Genomic DNA, 24,717 nt, shown 5'->3' with positions numbered 1-24,717 from the left:
TTCAAAGGGAGGATTTAGAATTATGAGTGCAAAAATTTTAGATGGTAAGCAAATCGCAAAGGACTACCGCCAAGGTTTGCAAGATGAGGTTGAAGTTTTAAAACAAAAAGGGTACACACCAAAGTTGTCAGTGATTCTCGTTGGTAATGATGGTGCGAGTCAAAGTTATGTACGTTCAAAAAAGAAAGCTGCTGAGAAAATCGGCATGATTTCCGAAGTGATTCATCTTGATGAAGCTACTTCTGAAGCTGACGTTTTAAAAGAACTTGACCGTTTAAACAATGATGACACAGTAAGTGGTATTTTAGTGCAAGTTCCCCTTCCTAAACAAGTAGATGAACAAAAGGTATTGGATGCGATTGACCCTGATAAAGATGTTGACGGTTTCCACCCAATCAATATTGGTCGTTTATACTTAGACGAGGCAAAATTGATTCCTTGTACACCACTTGGTGTGATGGAATTATTAAAACATGCTGATATTGATTTAGAAGGCAAAAATGCAGTTGTGATTGGACGTAGTCACATCGTAGGTCAACCTGTATCTAAATTATTAATTCAACAAAATGCTACAGTGACAATTCTTCATTCTCGTAGCCAAAATATACATGAACATTTAAAAAATGCAGATGTTATTGTCAGCGCTGTAGGACGCCCTGGAATGGTGAAAAAAGAAGACGTTAAAGAAGGTGCTGTCGTAATCGACGTTGGTAACACACCTGATGAAAATGGCAAATTAAAAGGTGACGTTGAATACGACGAAGTATCAGAAGTTGCTGGTGCCATCACACCTGTACCTGGTGGTGTTGGTCCAATGACGATTACAATGGTACTCAATAATACCTTAATCGCTGAAAAAATGCGTCGCGGTTTAGAATAATCACTTATAAGTAAACGTATTTACGAATAACTAACATAAATAATGATTAGGGACAACCTCTCATAAATAAAGGCCTTCAACTTATGCATATTGCATGTTGAAGGCCTTTTAATAGGTTCATAATTAGGTTAGGTTCTCAGTTAATCTTATCTGTTATACATTTACACTTAATCGAGGAACGAATGTTTCAAAGTAAATGTTATCTTCATTGAAGTTTAACGTTTTAAGTTCTTTAATCATTGATTGCAAGAATGGTGTACCACCACAAATGTACACTTGTGTATCATCAGTTAAATATTGCTTTAATTCTTCAGCTTGTAAGTAGCCTTCTTGATCACGTAAATGATTATGCACGTGAGCATCAGTACCTTGAGCTGTAATGTTATCAATCTCATCCTTAAATGCAACATCCGCTTCAGAAGCTGCAACGTTAATGAATTGTGCTTTAGGTGTTTGTTGAACCGCTTGACGATACATAGAAACTAGAGGTGTAACCCCTACGCCACTACCTAAGAATAATTGTGGTTTGTCTGTATTGTGTAATTGGAAGCCACCTACTGGCGCAGATAAGTTAATGTCATCACCTTCATTAAACTCATCATGGAGCACAGTTGACACTTCACCTTCATGGCCATCTCCAACTTCACGACGCACACCGAATGTTAAGAAGTTTTTATTGCCATCAATAATTGAGTAATGACGTTTTGCACGGTAAGGAAGCTTTTCACTTTCTACATCGACCGTAATGTATTGGCCAGGAATAAATTGACTTAAATCTATTTCATCAGAAACAACTGTAAATGCTTTAATATTATGTGTAATTTGTTCAATCTTTTCAATTTTAAAAGGTTTGAAACCTTCCCAAGCCATATGTGCATAAATATCTTTTTCAACCGAAATAAATGCATCTGCAATATCACCGTATGCTTTCCCCCATGTTTGTATAATAGGGTGATCTGCATCTAATCCTGTTACTTCTTGAATCGCTGCAAGTAAATTTTCACCTACAATTGGATAATGTTCTGGACGTACATCTAACGCACAGTGCTTATACGCAATCTCTTTTACAATAGGTAAAATAGGTGTTAAATCTTCAATATTGACTGCTGCAGCTAAAACAGATTGCGCTAATGCTGTAGACTGAAACCCTTTCTTTTGGTTCGTTTGGTTGAACATATTTCGCAACTCAGGGTGTTGATTGAACATTCTGCCATAAAACTTTGATGTAATTTCTGTACCTTTTTCTTGTAAAACAGGTACAGTTTCTAAAATAATACCTTTTTCTTCTTGTGTTAACATTACAACCACTCCTGTAAAAAAATTTCACTCATAAAGATACCGCCACTTACATTATATTCCCTATTCATATGTAGCATAAGCACGCATTAAGTGACGTATCTATGACATTTACATTATTTTAAAAATTTTAGTTCTAAAGTTTGATGTTTTAGGCTTCAAGAAACAGGTATAATGAACGTGTATTGAATCTTATGGAGGCTATAGCCAATGAACCAAAAATTACTACATTCATTATCTGCGTTAGGCGTATCAGCTACACTCGTTACACCTAATCTTAATGCTGAAGCGACTACAAACCATGTTCCTTCTATTAAAGGAACGTCAAATACTAAAATCACGCTTGGTACACACTACAATCCCCTCGAAGGTGTTAAAGCTTATGACGCCGAGGATGGCGACCTCACTGATCAAATTAAAGTAAACGGTCATATTGATACATCAAAAGCAGGTACATATCAATTAGAATATAAAGTTGCAGATTCTGATGGTGCAATCGAAACAACACATCGTGTCATAGAAGTTATTGATGCACCAGCTGCTGATTAAATCGTATATTTTTCATGAAAGTTTGTTTGTGCGATGTTATGCAAATATAATTTCATCCATAACATCGCCTCTTTCATATTGATACGATTTCGGGTAATGTTTCTACACCCCTCATTCCTATTGAGAAGCATTTGCCCTTATCTACCTCCTATTGTACGCGTTTACACTCCTAAAAATAAATCGGTATTTTCCCTACAATCAACATTCAATTTCCCCTTCTTTAATATGAAAATATAATTTCAAAACGTTAAAAAAAGCCTATTATAGTAGGTTTTTAAGCGAATTCCTATAAAGATAACACATTTCACAAAATGTACACATTATTTTCATAAAGGCGCTAACCCTTGTCAGTGTTAGAGTCGCAAGGCCTCCAACAAATTAATTTAGACAAATTTCTAAAAAGGCTCTTGTAAATATCACATATTATTTTAAAATTAATGTAAGCCCTACAATTGTAGTATTAGGAGGTCAAAAAAGTGTCAAAATTAAAGTCTTTGCTTCTTGCATTCGGAACACTGATTTTGCTTACGGGCTGTTCTGATGTAGAAGTTTTAAACGCAAAAGGGCCAATGGCGAGTGACCAAAGATTTTTAATCATCTATTCAATTATCTTTATGGTTGCCATTGTTGCTGTCGTACTTATTTTATTTGCTATTTTCACATTTAAATATCGTTACAACAAAACGAGTGAATCTGGCAAGGTACATCATAGTGTGTTACTTGAGTCTATTTGGTTTATCATTCCTGTAGTTATCTTAATTGCATTAATGATTCCAACAGTTAAGTCACTTTATGAATATGAAGAACCACCAAAAGCTAAAGATGAACCAATGGTCATTTATGCAGTGAGTGGTGGTTACAAATGGTTCTTCGCTTATCCAGAAGAAAAAATTGAAACGGTTAACCACATTACAATTCCAACTAACCGTCCTGTCACATTCAAGCTTCAAGCTATGGATACTATGACAAGTTTCTGGGTACCTCAACTTGGGGGCCAAAAATATGCCATGACTGGTATGACAATGCAATGGACGTACCAAGCTAATGAAGAAGGTACTTACCGTGGCCGTAACTCGAACTTTAATGGTGAAGGCTTCTCTCGCCACACATTTAATGTTCGTGCAGTTAGTCAAAGCGATTATGACAAATGGGTAAAAGAAGCTAAATCTAAAAAAGAAATCGATCAAGATACTTTTGATAAACAACTTTTACCTATCACACCAAACAAAGAATTAACATTTAGTGGAACGCATATGGCATTCGTGGATCCTGCAGCTGATCCTGAATACATTTTTTATGCTTACAAACGTTTTAACTACACACCTAAAGATCCAAACTTCTATGATGATAAAGAAGGCGTTCTAAGCGAACCTAATAAGCCAGCACGTAAACCACAAATCTCAAATCCAAACTATGAACGTCATGGTATGAAAGCTGTTATTTTAGGTAATAGCGATCCATACGATAATGAGTTCATTAAAAAAGAAAAGCACAACATGGATGAAATGGAATCTATGCATAAAGGTGCTAAAACAGAATCAAACGATAAAAGTGGAGGTGGACATTAATGATGGACTTTCCATGGCATGAGCTTATCGTAAATGGGAACTGGATGATCACAATGGCTCAAATTGGTGCACCATTCTTAGTAATTGGTGTCATCGCTGCCCTAACATACTTTAAGCTTTGGGGATACTTATACAAGGAATGGTTCATGTCAGTCGACCACAAGAAAATTGGTTTAATGTACTTGATTTGTGCTGTTTTAATGTTTGTACGTGGTGGTATAGATGCTATCCTTTTACGTATTCAATTAACAGTACCGAACAATCCATTCTTAGAATCAAATCACTATAATGAAATCTTCACAACGCACGGTGTTATCATGATTATCTTCATGGCGATGCCACTTGTAATTGGTTTAATGAACATTATCATTCCATTACAAATAGGTGCGCGTGACGTTGCATTCCCACTTCTTAACAACATTAGTTTCTGGTTGTTCGTTGCCGGTATGCTACTATTCAACATTTCATTTATTATCGGTGGTTCACCTGCTGCAGGTTGGACTAACTATGCACCACTTGCTGGTGAATTCAGTCCTGGACCTGGGGTTAACTACTATTTAATTGCTATCCAAATCTCTGGTATTGGTACTTTAGCAACGGGTATTAACTTCTTTGTTACAATCATTAAACTTAAAACACCAAGTATGACGTTTATGCAAATGCCAATGTTTGTTGTTACAACATTCATCACAATGTTAATCATCATCTTAGCATTCCCTGTATTAACAGTAGCACTTGCATTAATGACTGTAGACAGAGTCTTTGACTTTTCATTCTTTACCGTTGCAGGCGGCGGTATGCCAATGCTTTGGGCGAACTTCTTCTGGGTATGGGGGCACCCTGAGGTATACATCTTAGTATTGCCAGCATTTGGTATCTACTCTGAAATCATTCCAACGTTTGCTCGTAAACGTTTGTTCGGTCACCAAAGTATGGTGTGGGCAACAGCTGGTATCGCATTTTTGAGTTTCATCGTTTGGGTTCACCATTTCTACACAATGGGTAATGGTGCATTAGTGAACTCATTCTTCTCAATCACTACAATGTTGATTGCTGTACCTACAGGTGTAAAAATCTTCAACTGGTTATTTACACTTTACCAAGGTCGTATTACATTTGAATCACCAATGCTATTCTCATTAGCATTTATTCCTAACTTTACAATTGGTGGGGTTACAGGTGTTATGCTTGCAATGGCATCTGCTGACTTCCAATATCACAACACATACTTCTTAGTGGCACACTTCCACTATACAATTGTTGCTGGTGTTGTATTTGCATGTTTTGCAGCTATGATTTTCTGGTATCCAAAAGCAATGGGATACAAATTATTCGAGAAACCAAACAAATGGTTCTTCTGGATCTTTATGATTGGTTTCAACGTGACATTCTTACCTCAATTCGTTTTAGGTTTAGATGGTATGCCACGTCGTTTATACAAATATTTACCAGAAGATGGTTGGTTCTTACTTAACGTTATTTCTTCAATTGGTGCAGCAATGATGTCTATCGCATTCTTGATTTTTGTTGGTAACATCGTATACAGTCACTTAAAAGCACCACGTGAAGCTACTGGCGACAACTGGGGCGGCTTAGGTCGTGGACTTGAATGGTCTACAGCTTCTGCAATCCCACCACATTACAACTTTGCGAAAACACCTCATTGGGATGACTTAGATTCATTCGTTGAGATGAAAGCACAAGGTCGTCATTATTTAGATGATCACGATTACAAAGATATTCATATGCCAAATAACACGCATATTGGTTTCTGGATGGGTATCCTATTCTTTATCGGTGGATTCTTCTTAGTATTCGAAACAATCTTACCTGCTATCTTAAGTTTATTAGGTATTTTTGGTTTAATGATTTGGAGAAGTTTCCAACAAGATCATGGTTATTACATCCCTGCAAGTGAAGTTGCAGAAAACGAAGCGCGCTTAAGAAGAGCACGCCAAAAAGAAAGGGAGGCTATGAATCATGAGTCATAAGGTTGATACTATTGATGCACGTACGCATGAAGGTGAATTAAATAAACTCGGTTTCTGGATCTTCCTTACAGCTGAATTTGCCCTTTTTGGTACACTTTTCGCAACACTGTTAACGCTACAACATGGTGGCGGATACGGTGGCATGATGACTACAGATTTATTCGAGTTACCGCTTGTTTTAATTATGACATTCTTGCTTTTAGCAAGTTCTTATACATGTGGGATTGCAATTTACTACATGCGTAAAGAAAAGAAAACATTATTTATGGTCTGGATGGCGATTACAGTACTTCTTGGTGTAGGATTCGTTGGATTTGAGATTTTTGAATTCGCGCACTACGCACATGAAGGTGCAGTACCGCAAGCAGGATCATATTGGTCTAGTTTCTTCTTACTATTAGGAACACACGGTGCTCACGTTACACTAGGTATCTTCTGGATAATCTGTTTATTAATCCAAGTTGCAATGCGCGGACTTAATAAATACAATGCACCTAAAATTTTCATTGTAAGTTTATACTGGCATTTCTTAGATGTTGTATGGATCTTCATCTTCACTGCCGTATACATGATAGGGATGGTGTTTAGCGGATGAGTACAGTAGTCAAACATACAATAGGCTTTATTGCCTCAATCATTCTAACGTTACTAGCAGTTTTCGTAACTCTTTACACATCATTGTCTTTTGAAGCAAAAGTAACTATCATATTTGGATTTGCTTTTATCCAAGCATTTTTACAACTCTTAATGTTCATGCACTTAACTGAAGGTAAAGATGGACGCGTACAACTTGCAAAAGTTATCTTCGCAATCATCATTACATTATGTATCGTTATTGGTACATTCTGGGTTATGCAAGGTGGACACGGTTCTCACTTATAAAATAAAAGCATATAAAAAGAGGCTTACACATTGGTGTAGGCCTCTTTTCTTTGGAATAGGTTATATTAGATAATGCTTAATCATGAGTGCTAAGTCCATTCCCCCTATTTTAAAGCGCATTATAAGAGCCATCTCATTGTATTCGTTACACATTGAGATGGCTTTACTATTTCTTAACACGCTTTCTACATCAAGTTATATTACATCTTATGATTTTGCTTCTTCTCGACGTATTTGTTGTTTTAATTTGCCTAAAAATGTTGCTTTCATTTCGATACGTTCATAGAGTGCTAACAATTTTCCTTTTTCATTTTGCCAGTTATAAATCATTTTAGCTTTTTGCGTATTGGCTTTAACATGTTCATATAATGCTTGATTTGTAAGCAATTCATTGACTGCATATGCAATATTGTGATGGTCGTGTGCATCTATGGCAATGCCTACCTCTTGTTCATTGACGACTTTTGCGATTTCTGGGAAATCACAACTTACTACAGGCACATGTGCCATCATGTATTCAAATAATTTATTTGAGCTCGCTGAATAGTGATTAAAACACACATTTTGTAAAACTTGAAAACCTAAATACGCTTCTCTCGTAATACTAGGTAATTCTTGGAATGGTACTTTTTCAAGAAAGAAAATACGTTCTTTTTCAGATGATTGTTTCGCTTGTTCTTTTAATTGTGCTGTTAATTTGCCTGCACCTATAAAAACAAGTACCCCTTCTTTAATCAGAGGCATCGCATCAATAAGCTTTTCTAATCCTCTTCCTTGTTGTAATCCACCTTGGTAAAGTAAAATCTTCTCATTTTCTGAAAGCCCTAATTTCTGATGTAGATTCACTTTTGGTCGCGTATTAATATCATAGAGTTCCGAATAATTGTAAAGTGTTTGAGGATAAAAGCCATAAAGCTTTTCATTGTGCTTTGCACGCGTATGATTTTCAACCATCATTTCATCAACAAAGCGTAAAAGAAAACGTTCAATCATTTTAATTTTTCTTTTATCATACCCAGTACGATCGGATTGTACTTCATGACTATCATATACGAGTGGTTTAGGTTTCAAACGCAATTTTGCACATATAATGCCTTGCGGTAATGTGTTCAAATCATTCGAATGGTAGATATCCGCTTTAGTCATGTACCCTTTAACAATCATGCGTGCAATGATGGCACTATTAATAAAAATTTTTCTCGCTTTACGTTGTTTCATTACTATTGCGCTCGCTAAAAGCATAATCAGATAACTCGTTAAAACCATAACATTAACGAAATATAATCCTATTGCGATGGTTGAAGCAATCCCTCCTACTACAAGTATAAAGGGTTTTCCAAAATCAGAATATGCTTGAAGCAACGCCGGGTATCGTTTTACACGATGGACACGAAACCGCTCATTCATTTTTTCAAAAGCCTGAATGGCTGGATTTTTAGGATCATTGATGGCAATTAAATCCACATCAAATCCCGCCTCTGCCAGCGTTGTACATTCACGATTGACACGGGCATCATTTGTAAAATGGTTCCAAACAAACATGCCTACTTTTTTCATATACACCCCTCCTATGTATTGATTTATATTCTGACATTACATATAAATTATGAAACATATCACTGTTACGATGTTTCATACGCATGCTCATTATTTAAATTCTATCAATAGTTTTTCGTGTGATAAGGCATTCATTGCACAGCATTAGTAATGATACATACAATTGCTGTATTCATCCCCTACCTACTAATCATTTCTAAACAATCGTAATTTTATAAATTGCTTAACTTACAATCTGCCAAAATATCCCTGCAATAAATAAACCTAAACTCGCAAAAACAGGAATAAATGTAGTCCAATGTACTTTTTCTAATTGAGACTCATCAATGGTATCGCTGCGCTGTTGTTGTAAACGCAGCATTTTCTTTTTATATGCTAATTGACCTTGTTTATCGCGTGCTTTAAATCCACGAATTAATGTATTATAACGATTCACAACGTGGTTGACTTCACCATACTCAATCATTTCACCATAATGTATCCATATGGCTTTATCACACATATTTTTAATTTGCGCTGCTGAGTGTGAGACAAAAAATATTGTTTTACCTTGTTGTTGTAAATCTTTCATTTTTGAAATACATTTATTCGCAAATGTTTCATCCCCGACTGACAACGCTTCATCGACAATTAATACATCAGGATTGGTATGAATCGCAATAGAAAATCCTAAACGTGCTTTCATACCGCTAGAATAACTTTTGATAGGTTGATAGATAAACTCATCTAACTCTGAAAACGCCACAATATCATCAAATACATCATTAATCTCTTTGGATGACATCCCATGCATTAAACATTTATATCGAATGTTTTCTTCACCTGTAAAATCATTTTTTAACCCTGCTGATATTGCAATAAGTGATGATTTCCCATTAATATCCACAGATCCTCTTGAAGGCATTAACACTTCAGCCAGGATATTGGAAAGTGTCGATTTACCTGAACCATTCAAACCTATTAAGCCCACTGATGTCCCTTCTTCAACTTCAAAAGAAATATCATATAACGCATAATAAGGCTTCGGCTTATAAAAATATCCAAATGATAAGAGTGAAATGATTTTACTTAATTTATTGTTATTCAAATCATAAATTTTCGATACATGGTCTACTTTAACTTTGTACGTCATGTCATCACCTTGTTTATGTTATTTTTCCGAGTTAAAACGTGCTACATTGTTTTTTATACGATTAAACCCATCGATATAATGTTCAAAATCTTCCAGATGCGTACGTATGATATCTTCATCTTGATCCATAATACTCTTTTCTTCAGTAAATGCCCATATCGCTTTACCGCTTCCTTTATAGTCACTTAATTTTGAAGGAATGTACGGATTAATAGATTTAATGCCTTTAGTATGTGCATCAAATAATAATAGTCCATCTAAAAGTGTAGTAATGTTTAAGAATTCAAAATAACCGACTAAAGAATGTAAGACGATATAATCATTGAAATCACTGTTACGATGCAGTGCTTTGACATTTCCTTTCACATTTGTAAAACAATGAATTTTGAAATTCGTTTCACCTTTCGCTTCTAAATATTTACAAACTAATTCTATTTCGTTAAAACCACGTGTTTCATAAAAATTACCGAAATAGCCTAAATTAATGATATCTGGATCAACAGTGTAATGCGTCATTTCTTTACGATAGTCTGATTTTAAAGGGATAGGATGGCGTGAAATTACTGCTCTTTGACGAATAGAATGTTTTAACGTATCGTCAAAACGCGCAATCATATATTCTAATTGATTTTCGTTTGTAAAGATAAGTTCGTTTGCATCAGATAAAGCTAACAGTTCACATACATTGAACACATTATCATCAACCAACGCTTTAAGTTCTGGTTTAAGTTGAGATTTAATTGTCTCAATATACTGAGTATCCTCAATCGGCGCAAACCGCAAATCACTCGTCACTGTGGAATGCAACGGATCCGAAAATTCCGCACGCCAAAATATATCTGGGTACTTTTGTTTGATTTCATAAGCTAAAAAGTGCGATTGGGGAAACATTGCACGTGAATATAAATGCTGATATATTTTAGAGTTTTGTTGTAAAACCTCTAAGCCTTGTTCAACAAATCCGCTAATACTTTCCCAACTAGAGAATGCTTGCTTAGCTTCTAATTGGTAGTGACGATCAATAAGATGATGCGAGAGTGATGTTAATTTTTCATCCGTTTGACGTAGACGTGCCATATTGTTAGATATCACATCCACAATTTCGTTTTTATCACGAATACGCTTTGCCATCACGTTGCCACTCGTATCAATATATGGTGGGAAACAATAGGCAATTACTAACGTTTCTGCTTTATCTTTATTTAACAAATGATAATTAAATTGATCCATTGATTGATAGATATAGGCATAGAGTTTGTCGCGTGTCACTTTATCTTGCTGATCTAAATAATGACGGATACCTTCTATAAGTATATTCGCTTCAGGTTTTTGCATCACATTTGAATGCATCATCATCGTTTCATTATATATTGCTTTAATCGTTTCAAGTGCTTGGATGACATCGTTAGATGATTGTATTTTAGGCACTTTCTGCACCTCATTATGGTGCCCCTTAATCGCATAAGATACATGATACGTATGATTCACGACTTCATCGATATAATGACGCATATATTGATGTAGGCGATAATGTAAATTTAATTTTTTTATCATGTAGGTAGGATATATTTTTTGACTACCCGCACCATACACAACAGATTGTGCTAATTGTTCCGTTTTAATTCGCGTTTCAATGCGTGCGTCGTTTTTAAAATAAAAACAACAATGCGATTGATTAATACGTTGTGTCACAAATTTAAATGAGTATTGGAATGCCCTATCATCAAAATAGTAAAACACATGCTGTTCATCTTTTAATGGTGAACGTACAAACTCAGCCAACGCATCCTGTGTTTCAAAAACGACAATGACTTGCTCAAATTGGTCCACTATGGGTTGTAGAAATTGAATGTCGCATTCATCTAAAAACAATATATAACTGATACCTTTTTGAAGATGGTGTGGTTGAAATGATTGGATGGATTTCAATGCTTCATTAATGAACGTATGCGCTTGTCTACGTTTAGGTTTCTGCATTGCTTCTAATTGTTCGGGACTATATGTTTCTTCCTGCACATTCATCTTACTCTCACCCTTTTCAACATCAATTTGACTAATTTATATATATTGCGTTTATTGACTTTTTTCTTATAATACGCAATACGCTCCATATTATTAATGAAAATTTCATTGTCTAAATACTTTTTCTTGTATTTCCAAGCACTTCTTTTAAATTTATGTAATTCACGAAATGCATACTGCATACGTTTATGTGTTGCCAAATACGTTTGATAAAGATCGTCATAGTCGTTTTTAACTGTCAGTAACTCTTGCTTCAAACGCATATCATTCATCACTGGACGCTCACGTGCTTCTCTAAATTCTGATTTAAGTTGCTCATACAAATAGCGATTATGCTTATTGTCAAATGGGACGATATCATTGCCAAAAAATTCGATATGCAATGCGCCTTTACTATAATAGTAAATATTTATTGTATAGTCATTTATAAGTTTTCCAATGATAGCTTCTACATGTTCAAATTGCACATGGAGGGATTGAAAAATAAGTTTAACTGTTACATGGCTTTTTAGATGATTTACAATTTCTTGATAAATCATCATTTGTACATGATTGATGGTTTCATCAAAATAAAAGTTAACCTTTTGTAAGTGTGGCATGTGATTGACAACGCGTTTTAATAGTTCGACATCATTTTCACTACTTTTAAACCACACATCTAATACTTTTTCCCCTTTTGATAAATGTTTAGAAATGATAAATTCATTATTGACCAAGTCGATCCTCCTCTCTTAAAAGACTTTTATCTCTTTGGTTTCCGCTACTTTTTGTGTGTTATTTTGTTGCACAAAAGCTTTAATTCTATATTTTCCTGGTTCTAATGACAGTTGAAATACATTTTGCGCTTGATACATTAATTTTTCTTCGGGAATCGATTGCCCTTTCTTATAAATGTATAATGCATATTTCATCTGTTCACCTGAACTACAAATGGTAATCGTAACCTTTCCTTCTTCAGTTTGATCCGCTATGATTTCATCAATTCTTAAAGTAGCTGGATTATGGTCTAATAAAATAGACGTCTCTAGCATTATGTCCTCTAGTTGACTCTCTAAATATTCATATGCTTTTTTATAATCAACATTAGTCATTTAAAATCACCTCTAACTCTTTTTGGATGACAATATCATTGCCAGTTAATGCTTGAATCTTAGAAGAAGCAGCGCGACTCATTTTTTTAAATTGTGTTGGATTTTCCACTAAATAAGTAATCGCTTCAACCATTTGGTCAACGTTATTGCGTTCAGCTAGAAATCCTGAAACACCATGTTCTACAAAATCTGGTATACCACCAATCGCATTTGAAATAGGTACTAAACCCGAACTCATTGCTTCATTGAGTGACACCCCTTGTGAATCATGTCGGCTCGGACCAAGGTAAATACCGTGATGTGCATGCAAGCCTGAAATTTCATGTTGCGGTACAAACATTTTATTTAAACTCACATTATTAAAATTCCGCAATGGCGCCGTCAACGTATCAAATAAAGGTCCATCGCCATACAATGAGAATTGTAGTTTTTTAAACCATTTCTTTTGAGAAAGTTTTAAGATAACTTCCACCGTTAAATCGTTAGCATAGTTTTTAGCCGTATAAGGTCGAATCGATAAAATGTGAAAACGCGCATCCTCATTTTTCTCTTTATACGGAAACATATGCTTATCAATAATATTTGGTATTATTTTGTACGTTTGAGGTGAAACGCCTACAAATGGATCGACGTAATATTCTTTCAAACCTCTCGAAACATATACAAACTGAACATTCATATCTTGGCGTGTCATTAATTTTTCAAAAAATGCACGTTGATACGGATAATGTGCATCTTTTTTTCTTAATTGTTCATTTAGCGTTTTCGCGGATGCTAAATAATTGTAATATCTTGTGTACCAAGCTTCTGCCTCAAAACCATGTATCCATACTGCCACCTTAGGTTTGTGTTCTAGGCGTTCAATCGCTTGAAACATTTTATAATTAATAAAATGAAATAATAGTTTGTCATATTGGTTATATAATAGGTGGTTGTATAATTGTGCTTCATTCATATACATTATTTTCACACCATCATAATATTCATCACGTTTAATCTTAGTTGTAAAAACAACGATAGTGATATCTAAACCATGTTGTTGATACCCTTTCACTCTTCTATGAATAAAAGCATTAGCGTAAATTTTATCTTTGTTGGGATACGCATTTGTAACTAATAAATAACCCATCATTTAACCTCGCTTTGTAACTTTTTTATTGCTGATTTCAGTTCATCATCATCTGGTCGTTTCATTGAATCATATAAGTGATAAATATCTAAAAATGCTACTACCACTGGCTTGTCGACGTAAGATGCACGATTGATACGTGCGATATACCAATGTTTCATATAAAAATTAAAACGATATTGCATATACGTCTCTAAATAACCATGCTGTTTTAAAAATTTAATTTTTTCTATTTCTAGCTTGTAATACTTCTTAAAAAATGATGCTGAAATTGAATTTGTCATAGATTGTGCTATTGCTGCGTAATACGTATGAATGATTGCATCAACGACTTTTACTTTACGCGCAAAGTGCATCACATTAAGAAAAAATAATGAATCCTGGCCGAGTGCTCCTGCAACCATTTGAATGCCATGCTGACGAATAAATGACGTTCGTGCCACTAACGCTTGAATGCTTGCAGTCTTAAGTTTAGATTGCTTAAGTAATGTCACAGTATCCTGTGTCATATCCTGGTGCATCGTATTAACAAATTGTTGATAATATGCATGAACTCGCGTTTTCTCATTGTCTACTTTAATCATATTCCCTACCACGACGTCCAAATTATCATCTGCTTGAATCGCATCTAAAAGTTGGTTGATGCCCTCTCCAACCCACTCATTATCTGGATCGAGGAAAGTCATGTATGGCGCACGTGCATGGGTCATTCCAATGTTCCTTGGTGTTGAAGCACTGCCTGAAGCGGCTTCTAGAGTGACTACTTTAATATTGTCATACCATTTTTCATAACGTGCGATTGTATTTCGAGTCAAAAGATCTGTCGATCCATCATCCACTAAAATGACTTCAAATTGATGAAATTGGGGATTACGTATGATTGATCTTAATGCTTTATGTTCAAGATGCGCCCCATTATTATAAATAGGAACAATGACACTCAATACTGGTTCTGAATACGTTAATGATTTTGGCGCTTGGTTCAAAAACGTCATATCTTGTGCATAGCCTTCATGCATTGCTGTATCTCTTTTAAATAAAGTATGTGCTTTATGCTCATACTTTGAAACATATTGATTACCTTGTGATGATTTCGTAATAAATGATGTATTCGTGAATGCTAAAGGTAACACTAAGTTATCTAAATATTCTGGTTGATAATCTTGTGTTCCTTCAAAATATGTGTAAAATGGCGTTTTAACATCATCTATGTCATGAACACACACTTTATTTGGATAGTATTGTTGTGCAAACATTTGATGTGCACGTTTATCTTCAGCATCTATAATCACTGATATTTGCGGCCATTGCGTCGGTTTACAAGTGAGGTCACACCATTGTGCAATTTGTTTTAACCATTCAAATTGATTATAGTGTTTCACAACCTGGTGCTCACCAATTTTACGAGCGCGTTGTAATAATGCAGTGTCTAAATTTAAAGTGGCTGCCACATCTTTTTCATCAAAGATGATTTGTACTTGTGGCATCTCTGCATTGATAAATGTGTTGTAATTTGAAAATATAAAATTCGACATTCCTTGTAGTTCAAAAATACGATTGGCACACATTGTTGTTGAATATTTAATCGTATTAAGGTTAATCGCAAACGGATGTTTTTTATGCATCATCATAGTGTAATCATGTGATAATGGCGCAGCGATATTTGAAATAAATTCTGCCGGGAATTGGTATTTAAGTTGATTCAACCATAAGTTACGGTCGTAAATTGTTAAATCATATGCACTCTTAAGAATACCATTAAAAATTACCCTGGCATCTTGATTGCGTTCAGTATACTTTTCAATCCATGAGCCGGCAAAAACAACCTCTTTTGTGTTTAATGACGATTCAATACCCACTGAATTATGTTGTCGTAAGTTAATCGGAAATTTCAAATGATACACACGTTGATGATTGACGTGTTTCTGGTATGTCGGTATTAACGCTGCTTCAGTCGTTACAATGACATCTGCCAATTGTGCATGCGGTAAAAACACATCAAAATTAACGGGATCTTCTTTATTGAAAAAGATCACAGGGATGTTTTTAGATTGATAATAATGAATGAGTTTTTGTAATTCAGCAAACTTCTCTCTATTGGGATTGGTCACACCATCCCAATAACCATCTATGCCTTTCCAAGTTGAAGCGACAATAATTAAATCATAAGCGTCATCAATGAATTCATCATTTAAATATGTGAGATGACACACCCCTTTTAATGCATCGTATAAGAATGTGTCTGCTATAATACCTACTTTTAAATCTAGCTTTTGATATAAATAAGCATCTAATTCCATATCTTGAGGTGTTTCAAATGAAGCTTCTCGCTGACCTTTACCGTATTGGTGAAAAGCTTGAATATAATCAATATACATGTTTAAAAATGAGGCGTTATTAATATCATAAATTGCCTTATCTGGACATTGATTCATGCTTTCTGAAATGTGTTTTAAAGTATTTAATTCTGCGTTATCATGAATAATTGTTTCACGCGTCATTTGAAAAGGTTTAGGTTTACCAAACAAGATATCTTTAATTGTATTTAAGTTCATGAACGTCTCTCCCATAGTTTAATTTGGATACGTCCGAGCCTAGATTCTCTAAGTTTCAAATAACGATTCAATATTGTATCTTTCGTTTCAATTAATTGTGCAATTTGACCTCGTTTTTTGATGTTATCTCCAAGCAGTTTTTTTACAGCTAGTTGTTGATGTTGGTTGTGTAATTGTTGCGTTATGTATAAATGTTTTGCAATGTATTTCCAATGACAATCTATATGTATGGGTGTCGTTGCTTTCGTTTTGCTATCAAAACGTACTGTAGGCTTTTCAAATTGAATAATCGTGAACTGGCTTAATTTAAAATCATAATCTTCAAATAGCATAAGAGCAACTGCAGATTTCGGCACAAAAATACGTTGTTCCTGAATATGGAGCGCAAGCATATCATCTTGTTCATATAATACTTGGGCATAAGTCGGATGCTGATGTAATCGAATTTCATCCTCCAATGCTTCATCTCTATATCCATTTAAAACCGGAGTATTGATATGAACGTAACAGTGCGTATAAGACAATGATTCTAAAAAAGTTTTAATTTCAACATCCATTTAAACACCTCTTAATTTTCCAGTAAGTCTAGGAAAGTTATTTTCCCAAATGAACTGTTTATCTCTTAAGTTTTTAGTTTGAGAGATGATGTAATCTAATAACTCTGGATTCATTTTAATTTGCTCGATATAATCAATAATCTCTGTGGTAGAGGCTCCTGCTTTGGCAAAACCTAATTGTTGGCTATTTATCAGTTCGCCTGTATAGCCGCCTACATTACTTACCACTGGTGTACCAGAACAGATACTGTCTACGATTTTACCTGGCATCACATTCATAAACACGTCACTCGGCTCTAATATAGACAGAGAGACATGATGCTTTGAAATCGCTTTTAAACAGGCGTCTCTTTTCATTGGCGGAACTAAATGTATTGTTGACAAATGCTCACGCTTAACAGCTTCTCTAAATACATCTGCTTGCACTCCGTAAATAATGGCTGTCATATGGATGCCTTTTTGATTTAATCCACGCGCAATGTCGATCAATTGGTCAACATTTTGGGCATAGCCGATATTACCTGTATAAACTACAGAAAACATCGTTTCCTTAATCGGATTTAAGCATTCTGTTTGAGATACAGCGTTCGGTAAATAGACCATTTCTCGATTTTCATTCAACATTGCATTGATATATGATTGAAAATATGGATTGTTAACAACGATTTCATCAGCTTGTTGATACATTTGTTTTTCTAACCATTTTAGTAAAGGGAGTAGAAATTTAACTTTTATTTTCTTCAAACATAAAAAACTATCCGGCCATAAATCTCGTATTTCTAAAAAATATTTTGCCTTTTTATTGCGTTTGAAAAAAAGTGTTGCCCATGCTAAGAAGATATTTGGGCTAGAGACATATACATTTGCATAGTCACCAAGTTTCCCAATATACATACGTACTTTTATCATAAGTTCAATATAATAAAATAGACGATGTACTAAGTCAGAATGTTGCTTTTGGCAATGCATGCGAATTCTGATAATACGGTACCCTTCTAATGCATTCAATTCTGAATCATCATAATAGGCATCATCTTCAAATAGTGCATGATTGGGATAGGAAGGTTCCGTCGTAACAATTAAAGGTTCATATCCAGCTTTATCAAATTGTTTATATAGTTGTTTCATACGATTGGCTGCCGAACCCAATTCAGGATAAAAATTTTGACTGATTAATAAAATTTTACCTTTCATAATGAGTCCTTTCTTCCATATTATAGGAAATCTAATAAGCGATCTTTAAAACGATGGTGTACTAATGCACCTAAAGTTAAAACGAGTAACGTGAATGACCAATAATAAAAATGGTCAGCCGCTGCCCCATACAACATCGGGCTATGATGTACAAAAGCGCTTCTATATATTTCAACTAAATACGTAAATGGATTGAGTCGCGCTATCGTTTGTAATATAGGCTGAGCTGAACTAAGCCCCCAAAATATAGGCGTCATAAAAAAGCCAAGTCTCAAAACATTTTGAAGTACATTTTTTGTATCTCGTATCACTATAACTAACGAGCTCATCAAGAGTGAAATGCCAAAAATGGCAGGGAATGCCGCAATAATAAAATAAATAAAAAGACTATACTTCCAAAACGGCACATATCCATGTAATACCGATACGACAAATAAAATACTCGTCATAAAGAGTAGATTAAATAATGTATTGGTAAAAGAAATAGATAACAACACAGACGATGGGAACTTCATCTTTGTAACGAGACTTAAATTGGATTGAATTGCATTTGCACCTGAATTAATACTTTGCGATATAAATAACCACGGAAATAAACCAGATATTAAATGCACAATAAAGGGAGCGCCATCTACTAGGCGATCTCCCCCTCCTCTAAGCCCTAATCCAAAAATCAAATAATAGACTCCGACTTGCATCATCGGTTGTAAAATATTCCAAAAAACACCCAAGTAATGATTTGAGTATTGACTTTTCATATTATAGACAGCGAGTTGCAAAATTTGTTGCCAGTTTTCAATTTGTTCTCTTAGAATGATGATTAATGCTTTCACAATATAACCTACTATCTAAATGGACTTATGATTGTTGATCAAATTCATATAAGTTACCGTAATTGTAGTAACGAACGGATTCAAAGTCGTGTTGCATCACATTTTTCGTATCGAAAATAACTTTATCCTTCATAGCTGAAAAGTCTTGATCCGTTAAATGTTTAAATTCTGAGTGATCACTAAGTACTAGAACTAATGAAGCATTTTGCACAGCTTTTTCAAAATCTTTTTCTACAAAATCTAATGCCACATGTGGATCGTATGTCACAACCTCTAAAGTCGAATCTTGACGTAAAACTTCATAAATATCGAATGCCGGTGATTCACGTATATCATCGACGTCCCCTTTATACGTTAAGCCAAATACAGCAATCTTTTTACCGTTTAGTTGGGCAAGCATGTGCTTAGTTTTTTCAACAACATAATTGGGCATAGAACGGTTCACCTTACGACCTGTTTGAATTAATGGTGAATGCTCAGGATCTTTAGCAATAATGAAATATGGATCAACCGCTAAACAATGTCCTCCTACCCCTGGTCCAGGTAAATGAATATTGACACGTGGATGCTTATTCGCCATCTCAATCACATCAAGCACATTGATGTTTAAATTATTGCTGATTTTAGCAAGTTCATTCGCTAACGCAATGTTTAAATCGCGATATGTGTTTTCCATTAACTTACTCATTTCAGCTGTACGCGCATCTGTTTCGATCATTTCACCTTTTACAAACGCACTATAAACACGCTTACCTGCCTCTATACATGCAGGTGTTATACCGCCGATAATACGATTGTTATTGATTAATTCTTCAAGTATTTTCCCCGGTAATACACGCTCTGGGCAATGCACGAGATATAAATCTTCCCCGATCGTAAAACCTTGTTGTTCTAGATATGGTTTTACGTGATCATCCATCGTGCGTGGTGCAATTGTTGATTCAACGATGACTGTATTCCCTTTCTTCAGGTATGGTACGATACTTTTTGTTGCGCTCATGACAATGGAAATATCACAAGATTCGTATTCATCATCATTATTTGGTGTTGGCACAGCGATGATAAATGCATCTGCTTCTTCAGGTGTGAGTGAGGCTTTAAATTTACCAGTAGCCAACACCTCCTCATAAGCTTCTTGTAGACCTGGCTCCTCTATATGAATATGACCATTATTTAAACTATTTACAGCTTTTTCATTAATATCAACACCAATAACATCTACACCATGTTTTGCGAACATAATAGATGTTGGTAACCCAATATAACCTAAACCGACAGTCGTTAATTTCATTTCATACACCTTCTTGTTTAATCAATATTATGCGTTAGACTTAAAAGATATTAAACCTATATTAATTCTTAATTAAATCCGACACGATTTCAATCCTAAAGCTAATTTCTACCTTAATTTTACACTAACTTACATTAAAATTAAATTTAAGTTAACATTTTTTACACTTTCTTAATAAATATCGTCGCCACTTTAAGTTGTCTATGCGTTTAAACACCTTAATGCGCACCAAAATAAATAATAAATAATTAAAATATAACCTTTCTAAATGTAATTATTTTCAATTAAATACAAACAGCAATTAAAATACGGATGTACTTGTCTATTCACCTTCTACCCTTTTTTACTTTACTAATACTGGTATAAATAAAAAACTGTCAACAATAGTCGCAACTACGTTGACAGTTTTTTTATAAGCACATTCCTGCTCTAAATCTTTATACAGTGACGTCACATTCTTATAAGTGAACATCATTAGGTGACATACTGTATAACGTTAGAAGCTTGAATTGCTAGGGTTATATTCCCCATAAACGTCGCGTTATAAATACGTTTGTTTAAAGGTTTGAACGACTTGATCAAAATTGGCCACTTTAAGGGAAAAATAGATTTTCATTTTAGGTTCAGTACCTGATGGACGAAGCGCAATAAACCCTTCATCAAAAGTAAACCGAATCACATTTGATATAGGCAAAGTTATGTTTTGTTGTTGCCCCGTTTCAACATAAGTTGTTGTAGCCGTGCGATAATTTTCTATCGTCTTTATCTTTAAACCACATAAATGCGTATCATGATATTTACTAAAATGTGTCATCAGTGCACTAATTTTATCTTTACCTTCTTTTCCTTCATACACAGGTGAAAGGGTCATATCTTCAAAACGACCTACTTCTTTATAAATTTCTTGAAGTGCATCATAAAGTGTTCGACCTTCACGATATAACTCTTGTTTATACTTTACCAATAAAGGAATGCATTGAATGGCATCTTTATCTCTGGAAAAATCTTGAATTAAATAACCATGACTTTCTTCATAGGCTAACACCAATTGTTGATTGTGTGTAGCACGTTGATGAAGTTGGTCTGAGATATATTTAAATCCTGTTAAGACATTTATGCACTCTAAACCTAGCTTTTGTGCCAATGCCTCACTTGTTGCTCCTGTGACAATCGTTTTAACAACATATTTATGATCATGATTATGCATCAATTCTTGGGCACGCCACTTCATTAACATTAAGCCTATTTCATTGCCATTAAAAAAGTAATGTGAACCATCGTCATAGCGTTCAATCATTCCAAAACGGTCTGCATCAGGATCCGTGGCTACTATCAGTTTAGCATTGGCTTTTTCTGCACATTTTAATGCATGTTGAAACGCTATAGGGTCTTCAGGATTGGCAGTTTTACATGTAGGAAAACCGCCGTCAGGGATCGATTGTGCCTCATCAATTGAAAAATTTTCAAAACTTAAACGTTTAAATATGTGTGCAAGTATTGGTAGACTCGTCCCATGTAAACTTGATAACAGTACATGAGCACCGTGATCTTGAATACCTTGATAAAGCTTTGTTACATGCGAGATATAGTCTTCGGTAACCGATTGAGGTAAGTCACGAATGCGTCCTTTTTCTTTTAAAAGGTCTAAAGATTCAACACCAATATTTAAAGGAGAGTCAATAGCGTTAATATACGCGCTTAATAGTTCAGAGGCTTCTGGCAATAATTGGCCCCCTTCACGACCGTACACTTTAATGCCATTGTAATCACTAGGATTATGGCTTGCGGTAATCATAATGCCTGCATCAGCATTTAAATGCCTTACTGCAAATGATAATTCAGGTGTTGATTTATAAGTTTTTGACACAATCACATATATCGACGCTGTTGCTAATACCTTAGCCATTTCTTTAGCAAAAGCTTCCGATAAATAGCGTGTATCATAGTGAATTACGACTAAAGGTTCTACTAAATCACGTCGAAGGAAATGCGCTAAACCTAATGCCACTTTTCGTACTGTAAATTTGTTTAATCTACCTGGCCCTAGCCCAAATTTACTTCTAATGCCAGCAGTACCAAAAGTTAACGCATCTTCAAATGCGGCTTGACGTTCTTGCTCATTTTGCTGGTCATAGAAGCTTTTAACGAAACTTTCTTCTAAACGTGACATCCATTGTGCCTTCAAAATGTGCACCATCCTTAATTTATAATTTAATAAACTACAACATCATTATTATACATGATGGAGAAAAATGTTGTGAAACAATCCTCAATATTTAATTAACTTTAACCCCGAAACATGTTTCACACTCGAGATACACACGCATGATTTGAGTTTAGGTGTACCGCACTCATAAACATAGCATGATGTAAACGCTTATTTTATCACAATTGTGTTAAAATCATTGAAAGACTATTATATTTTCCTATACAATAAGGAATCATAGAGATAAAATACACTTTTATAGGAGCAACTTACAATGAATAAAGTTTTCAAATACGTACTGTATTTGCTAGTGCTTATACTCGTAATTGTTCCTGCAATATTTGCTTTTATTTTATTTAATTCGTCAAGAGATGCTTTTGACGATTCTTTTTCGCAACAAGATAGAAGAGAATCTGTAATGCGTCAACATAAAGTCAATCCATCTAAAGAACCTGTATCCATACTATTTTTAGGTATTGATGATAGTGATGCACGTAGAGAGAATGGACAAAGTGTCGAACAGTCACGTACGGATGCAATGATTTTATCAACATTAAATCCTGATAAAAATCAAATTCGTTTGTTAAGTATACCTCGTGACACTTTAAGCTACATTCCAAAAGTAGGCTATTACGACAAAATTACACATGCACATGCCTACGGTGGGCCAGAATCATCTATGGACACTGTTGAAAAAGCATTAAACATTCCTGTCGATTATTATGTACGAATCAATATGGATGCTTTTGCTGAAACTGTCGACGAACTCGGCGGCATTGAATACGATGTCCCATATGATCTTAATGAGCCAAACCGAACAGATCAAGGTCGAATTAAAATAAAAAAAGGGAAACAAGTTTTGAACGGAGAAGAAGTTCTTGCTGTGACGCGAACACGTAAACAAGATTCAGATTTAAAACGTGGCCAACGTCAAATGGAAGTTTTAAAAATATTATTCCGAAAAGCACAAGAGACACAATCTCTTCATAAACTAGATGATATCATTAAAATTGTAGGAAACAATTCTCAACATAACTTATCGTATGATGAAATACGTGCACTCGCAACCAACTATCTTGTTAGTGATACTGAAATTAAAACAGAACAGTTAAAAGGTGAAAATGAACTTTTAAATGGCATCTATTATATTAATCCTGATATTGATGCATTAATTAAAACAGCGAATCGATTGCGCAGCGATTTAGGTTTAGAACCTATAAAAGATCATCAACAGTTTCTAATAGAACGCGTGAAGCGTGCTTTTGGTGAAATCCCACCCCTTCTTAACATTGATGATCATTTATTGAACCCAAACACTAAGAAAAATGCAGAGGAGTCAAATTCACCGCAGCAGAGTAATGTTTCGCAAGATCCTGAATCCTCTGAAACACCACCTGCTCAAAACCAACAAGACGTTCAAGCCCCTGTTCAAGACCAAACATATACGCAAGACAATGCTCATGTCCAAGACCCTAATACGCAATCCGTATACTAAAAAAGGAGGTATCCAACATGTCGCGACACACATATGAAAAAATCAATCAAATTAATGGGATGTTTACAATGTTGGAGCAACAAATCATCCATAGTAAAGATATGGCGCATTTTCGCTCTGAACTCTTTTACGTAAACCATGCCCACCGTGAAAATTATGAAGCCCTCCTCGTTTATTATTCAGATAGCGAAGTGAATCCGGTTATTAATGCGGCTTGTTATATTGTTGCATTACCTGAAATTTTCGACGCCATCGATGTGTTTGATTCACCGCTTCCATTTTCATGGGTGTATAATGAAAATGGTTTAACACCAGAAATGCAAAATTTAAGTGTTCCTATCCAATATCTCGTTGCTGCTGCTTTAGAAGTAACGGATGTAAATATTTTCAAGCCTTCAGGATATACAATGGGAATGAACAACTGGAATCTCGTTCAAATGCGTATTTTTTGGCAATACACTGCTTTAGTAAGACAAAACGCAGAGTAGT

Annotated in this window: 21 protein-coding genes; 8 read left to right on the top strand and 13 right to left on the bottom strand. The window is 34.9% G+C overall.

The genetic code is table 11. From position 1 onward, the window contains the following. Positions 1-22 precede the first annotated feature (22 nt). Positions 23-880, top strand: coding sequence for a bifunctional methylenetetrahydrofolate dehydrogenase/methenyltetrahydrofolate cyclohydrolase FolD (gene folD, locus GJE18_RS03300; protein ID WP_037565998.1), 858 nt, complete (start codon positions 23-25; stop codon positions 878-880). Positions 881-1,033: 153 nt separating this feature from the next. Here folD and GJE18_RS03295 read toward each other — a convergent pair whose 3' ends face one another. Next, entirely contained in the window at positions 1,034-2,179 is a 1,146-nt protein-coding gene (locus GJE18_RS03295; RefSeq protein WP_107368605.1) for a globin domain-containing protein, read from the bottom strand. Positions 2,180-2,386: 207 nt separating this feature from the next. On the opposite strand from GJE18_RS03295, the gene GJE18_RS03290 reads away from it, so the two are divergent. From GJE18_RS03290 to qoxD, 5 genes are all read left to right on the top strand, one after another. Continuing rightward, a complete protein-coding gene (locus GJE18_RS03290) occupies positions 2,387-2,725 on the top strand; it encodes an immunoglobulin-like domain-containing protein (RefSeq protein ID WP_037565995.1) in 339 nt (112 codons plus the stop codon). Between the two features lie 476 nt (positions 2,726-3,201). Then, entirely contained in the window at positions 3,202-4,293 is a 1,092-nt protein-coding gene (gene qoxA / locus GJE18_RS03285) for a cytochrome aa3 quinol oxidase subunit II (RefSeq protein ID WP_037565993.1), read from the top strand. A 2-nt stretch (positions 4,294-4,295) separates the two neighbouring features. Beyond that, complete coding sequence (qoxB, locus tag GJE18_RS03280) at positions 4,296-6,284, top strand: cytochrome aa3 quinol oxidase subunit I (protein ID WP_060552465.1); 1,989 nt, start codon at positions 4,296-4,298, stop codon at positions 6,282-6,284. After that, complete coding sequence (gene qoxC / locus GJE18_RS03275; protein ID WP_060550783.1) at positions 6,274-6,879, top strand: cytochrome aa3 quinol oxidase subunit III; 606 nt, start codon at positions 6,274-6,276, stop codon at positions 6,877-6,879. The genes qoxB and qoxC overlap by 11 nt, the downstream gene beginning before the upstream one ends. Continuing rightward, on the top strand, positions 6,876-7,166 hold the full coding sequence (gene qoxD, locus GJE18_RS03270) for a cytochrome aa3 quinol oxidase subunit IV (RefSeq protein WP_037565991.1): 291 nt from the start codon (positions 6,876-6,878) through the stop codon (positions 7,164-7,166). Before qoxC ends, qoxD begins: the two co-directional genes overlap by 4 nt. 207 nt (positions 7,167-7,373) lie before the next feature. Here the strand turns inward: qoxD and GJE18_RS03265 are convergent, their stop codons facing one another. From GJE18_RS03265 to GJE18_RS03210, 12 genes are all read right to left on the bottom strand, one after another. After that, entirely contained in the window at positions 7,374-8,723 is a 1,350-nt protein-coding gene (locus GJE18_RS03265) for a glycosyltransferase (protein ID WP_060550782.1), read from the bottom strand. Between the two features lie 223 nt (positions 8,724-8,946). Further along, entirely contained in the window at positions 8,947-9,855 is a 909-nt protein-coding gene (locus GJE18_RS03260) for an ABC transporter ATP-binding protein (protein WP_037565987.1), read from the bottom strand. A gap of 18 nt (positions 9,856-9,873) precedes the next feature. Beyond that, positions 9,874-11,877, bottom strand: coding sequence for a hypothetical protein (locus GJE18_RS03255; protein ID WP_107368603.1), 2,004 nt, complete (start codon positions 11,875-11,877; stop codon positions 9,874-9,876). Then, entirely contained in the window at positions 11,874-12,593 is a 720-nt protein-coding gene (locus GJE18_RS03250) for a hypothetical protein (protein ID WP_037565984.1), read from the bottom strand. Before GJE18_RS03250 ends, GJE18_RS03255 begins: the two co-directional genes overlap by 4 nt. Before the next feature lie 15 nt (positions 12,594-12,608). After that, positions 12,609-12,968, bottom strand: coding sequence for a hypothetical protein (locus GJE18_RS03245; protein ID WP_103345485.1), 360 nt, complete (start codon positions 12,966-12,968; stop codon positions 12,609-12,611). After that, positions 12,961-14,097, bottom strand: a complete 1,137-nt coding sequence (locus GJE18_RS03240; RefSeq protein ID WP_060550779.1) for a glycosyltransferase family 4 protein — start codon at positions 14,095-14,097, stop codon at positions 12,961-12,963. Before GJE18_RS03240 ends, GJE18_RS03245 begins: the two co-directional genes overlap by 8 nt. Next, the gene (locus tag GJE18_RS03235; protein WP_107368602.1) at positions 14,097-16,652 is read right to left on the bottom strand and encodes a glycosyltransferase family 2 protein; all 2,556 of its coding nucleotides are present in this window, start codon (positions 16,650-16,652) and stop codon (positions 14,097-14,099) included. Before GJE18_RS03235 ends, GJE18_RS03240 begins: the two co-directional genes overlap by 1 nt. Further along, positions 16,649-17,209 (bottom strand): hypothetical protein, encoded by a 561-nt coding sequence (locus tag GJE18_RS03230; RefSeq protein ID WP_060550777.1) that lies wholly within the window; start codon positions 17,207-17,209, stop codon positions 16,649-16,651. The genes GJE18_RS03235 and GJE18_RS03230 overlap by 4 nt, the downstream gene beginning before the upstream one ends. Continuing rightward, on the bottom strand, positions 17,210-18,403 hold the full coding sequence (locus GJE18_RS03225) for a glycosyltransferase family 4 protein (RefSeq protein ID WP_060550776.1): 1,194 nt from the start codon (positions 18,401-18,403) through the stop codon (positions 17,210-17,212). Positions 18,404-18,423: 20 nt separating this feature from the next. Continuing rightward, positions 18,424-19,236, bottom strand: coding sequence for an ABC transporter permease (locus GJE18_RS03220; RefSeq protein ID WP_060550775.1), 813 nt, complete (start codon positions 19,234-19,236; stop codon positions 18,424-18,426). Between the two features lie 25 nt (positions 19,237-19,261). Next, on the bottom strand, positions 19,262-20,527 hold the full coding sequence (locus GJE18_RS03215) for a nucleotide sugar dehydrogenase (protein WP_060550774.1): 1,266 nt from the start codon (positions 20,525-20,527) through the stop codon (positions 19,262-19,264). A gap of 541 nt (positions 20,528-21,068) precedes the next feature. Beyond that, on the bottom strand, positions 21,069-22,712 hold the full coding sequence (locus tag GJE18_RS03210) for a phospho-sugar mutase (RefSeq protein ID WP_060550773.1): 1,644 nt from the start codon (positions 22,710-22,712) through the stop codon (positions 21,069-21,071). Between the two features lie 295 nt (positions 22,713-23,007). On the opposite strand from GJE18_RS03210, the gene GJE18_RS03205 reads away from it, so the two are divergent. Then, positions 23,008-24,228 (top strand): LCP family protein, encoded by a 1,221-nt coding sequence (locus GJE18_RS03205; RefSeq protein ID WP_060550772.1) that lies wholly within the window; start codon positions 23,008-23,010, stop codon positions 24,226-24,228. 17 nt (positions 24,229-24,245) lie between these two features. Then, positions 24,246-24,716 carry a DUF2538 family protein gene (locus tag GJE18_RS03200; RefSeq protein ID WP_037565969.1) on the top strand — a complete coding sequence of 157 codons (471 nt, stop codon included), beginning with the start codon at positions 24,246-24,248 and terminating at the stop codon, positions 24,714-24,716. The last annotated feature ends 1 nt before the right edge of the window (position 24,717 follow it).

It is taken from the genome of Staphylococcus agnetis (assembly GCF_011466855.1).
Classification (GTDB): domain Bacteria; phylum Bacillota; class Bacilli; order Staphylococcales; family Staphylococcaceae; genus Staphylococcus; species Staphylococcus agnetis.
This window is presented reverse-complemented; position numbering and strand designations above follow the sequence as displayed.

What these genes read in the sequence shown, in the direction of transcription:
- GJE18_RS03215 (WP_060550774.1), bottom strand. Translation starts at nt 20,527, where the DNA reads ATGAAATTAACGACTGTCGGTTTAGGTTATATTGGGTTACCAACATCT.
- GJE18_RS03260 (WP_037565987.1), bottom strand. Translation starts at nt 9,855, where the DNA reads ATGACGTACAAAGTTAAAGTAGACCATGTATCGAAAATTTATGATTTG.
- GJE18_RS03265 (WP_060550782.1), bottom strand. Translation starts at nt 8,723, where the DNA reads ATGAAAAAAGTAGGCATGTTTGTTTGGAACCATTTTACAAATGATGCC.
- GJE18_RS03235 (WP_107368602.1), bottom strand. Translation starts at nt 16,652, where the DNA reads ATGAACTTAAATACAATTAAAGATATCTTGTTTGGTAAACCTAAACCT.
- qoxB (WP_060552465.1), top strand. Translation starts at nt 4,296, where the DNA reads ATGGACTTTCCATGGCATGAGCTTATCGTAAATGGGAACTGGATGATC.
- GJE18_RS03255 (WP_107368603.1), bottom strand. Translation starts at nt 11,877, where the DNA reads ATGAATGTGCAGGAAGAAACATATAGTCCCGAACAATTAGAAGCAATG.
- GJE18_RS03295 (WP_107368605.1), bottom strand. Translation starts at nt 2,179, where the DNA reads ATGTTAACACAAGAAGAAAAAGGTATTATTTTAGAAACTGTACCTGTT.
- GJE18_RS03245 (WP_103345485.1), bottom strand. Translation starts at nt 12,968, where the DNA reads ATGACTAATGTTGATTATAAAAAAGCATATGAATATTTAGAGAGTCAA.
- GJE18_RS03225 (WP_060550776.1), bottom strand. Translation starts at nt 18,403, where the DNA reads ATGAAAGGTAAAATTTTATTAATCAGTCAAAATTTTTATCCTGAATTG.
- GJE18_RS03230 (WP_060550777.1), bottom strand. Translation starts at nt 17,209, where the DNA reads ATGGATGTTGAAATTAAAACTTTTTTAGAATCATTGTCTTATACGCAC.
- qoxC (WP_060550783.1), top strand. Translation starts at nt 6,274, where the DNA reads ATGAGTCATAAGGTTGATACTATTGATGCACGTACGCATGAAGGTGAA.
- qoxD (WP_037565991.1), top strand. Translation starts at nt 6,876, where the DNA reads ATGAGTACAGTAGTCAAACATACAATAGGCTTTATTGCCTCAATCATT.
- GJE18_RS03205 (WP_060550772.1), top strand. Translation starts at nt 23,008, where the DNA reads ATGAATAAAGTTTTCAAATACGTACTGTATTTGCTAGTGCTTATACTC.
- GJE18_RS03200 (WP_037565969.1), top strand. Translation starts at nt 24,246, where the DNA reads ATGTCGCGACACACATATGAAAAAATCAATCAAATTAATGGGATGTTT.
- GJE18_RS03290 (WP_037565995.1), top strand. Translation starts at nt 2,387, where the DNA reads ATGAACCAAAAATTACTACATTCATTATCTGCGTTAGGCGTATCAGCT.
- GJE18_RS03240 (WP_060550779.1), bottom strand. Translation starts at nt 14,097, where the DNA reads ATGGGTTATTTATTAGTTACAAATGCGTATCCCAACAAAGATAAAATT.
- folD (WP_037565998.1), top strand. Translation starts at nt 23, where the DNA reads ATGAGTGCAAAAATTTTAGATGGTAAGCAAATCGCAAAGGACTACCGC.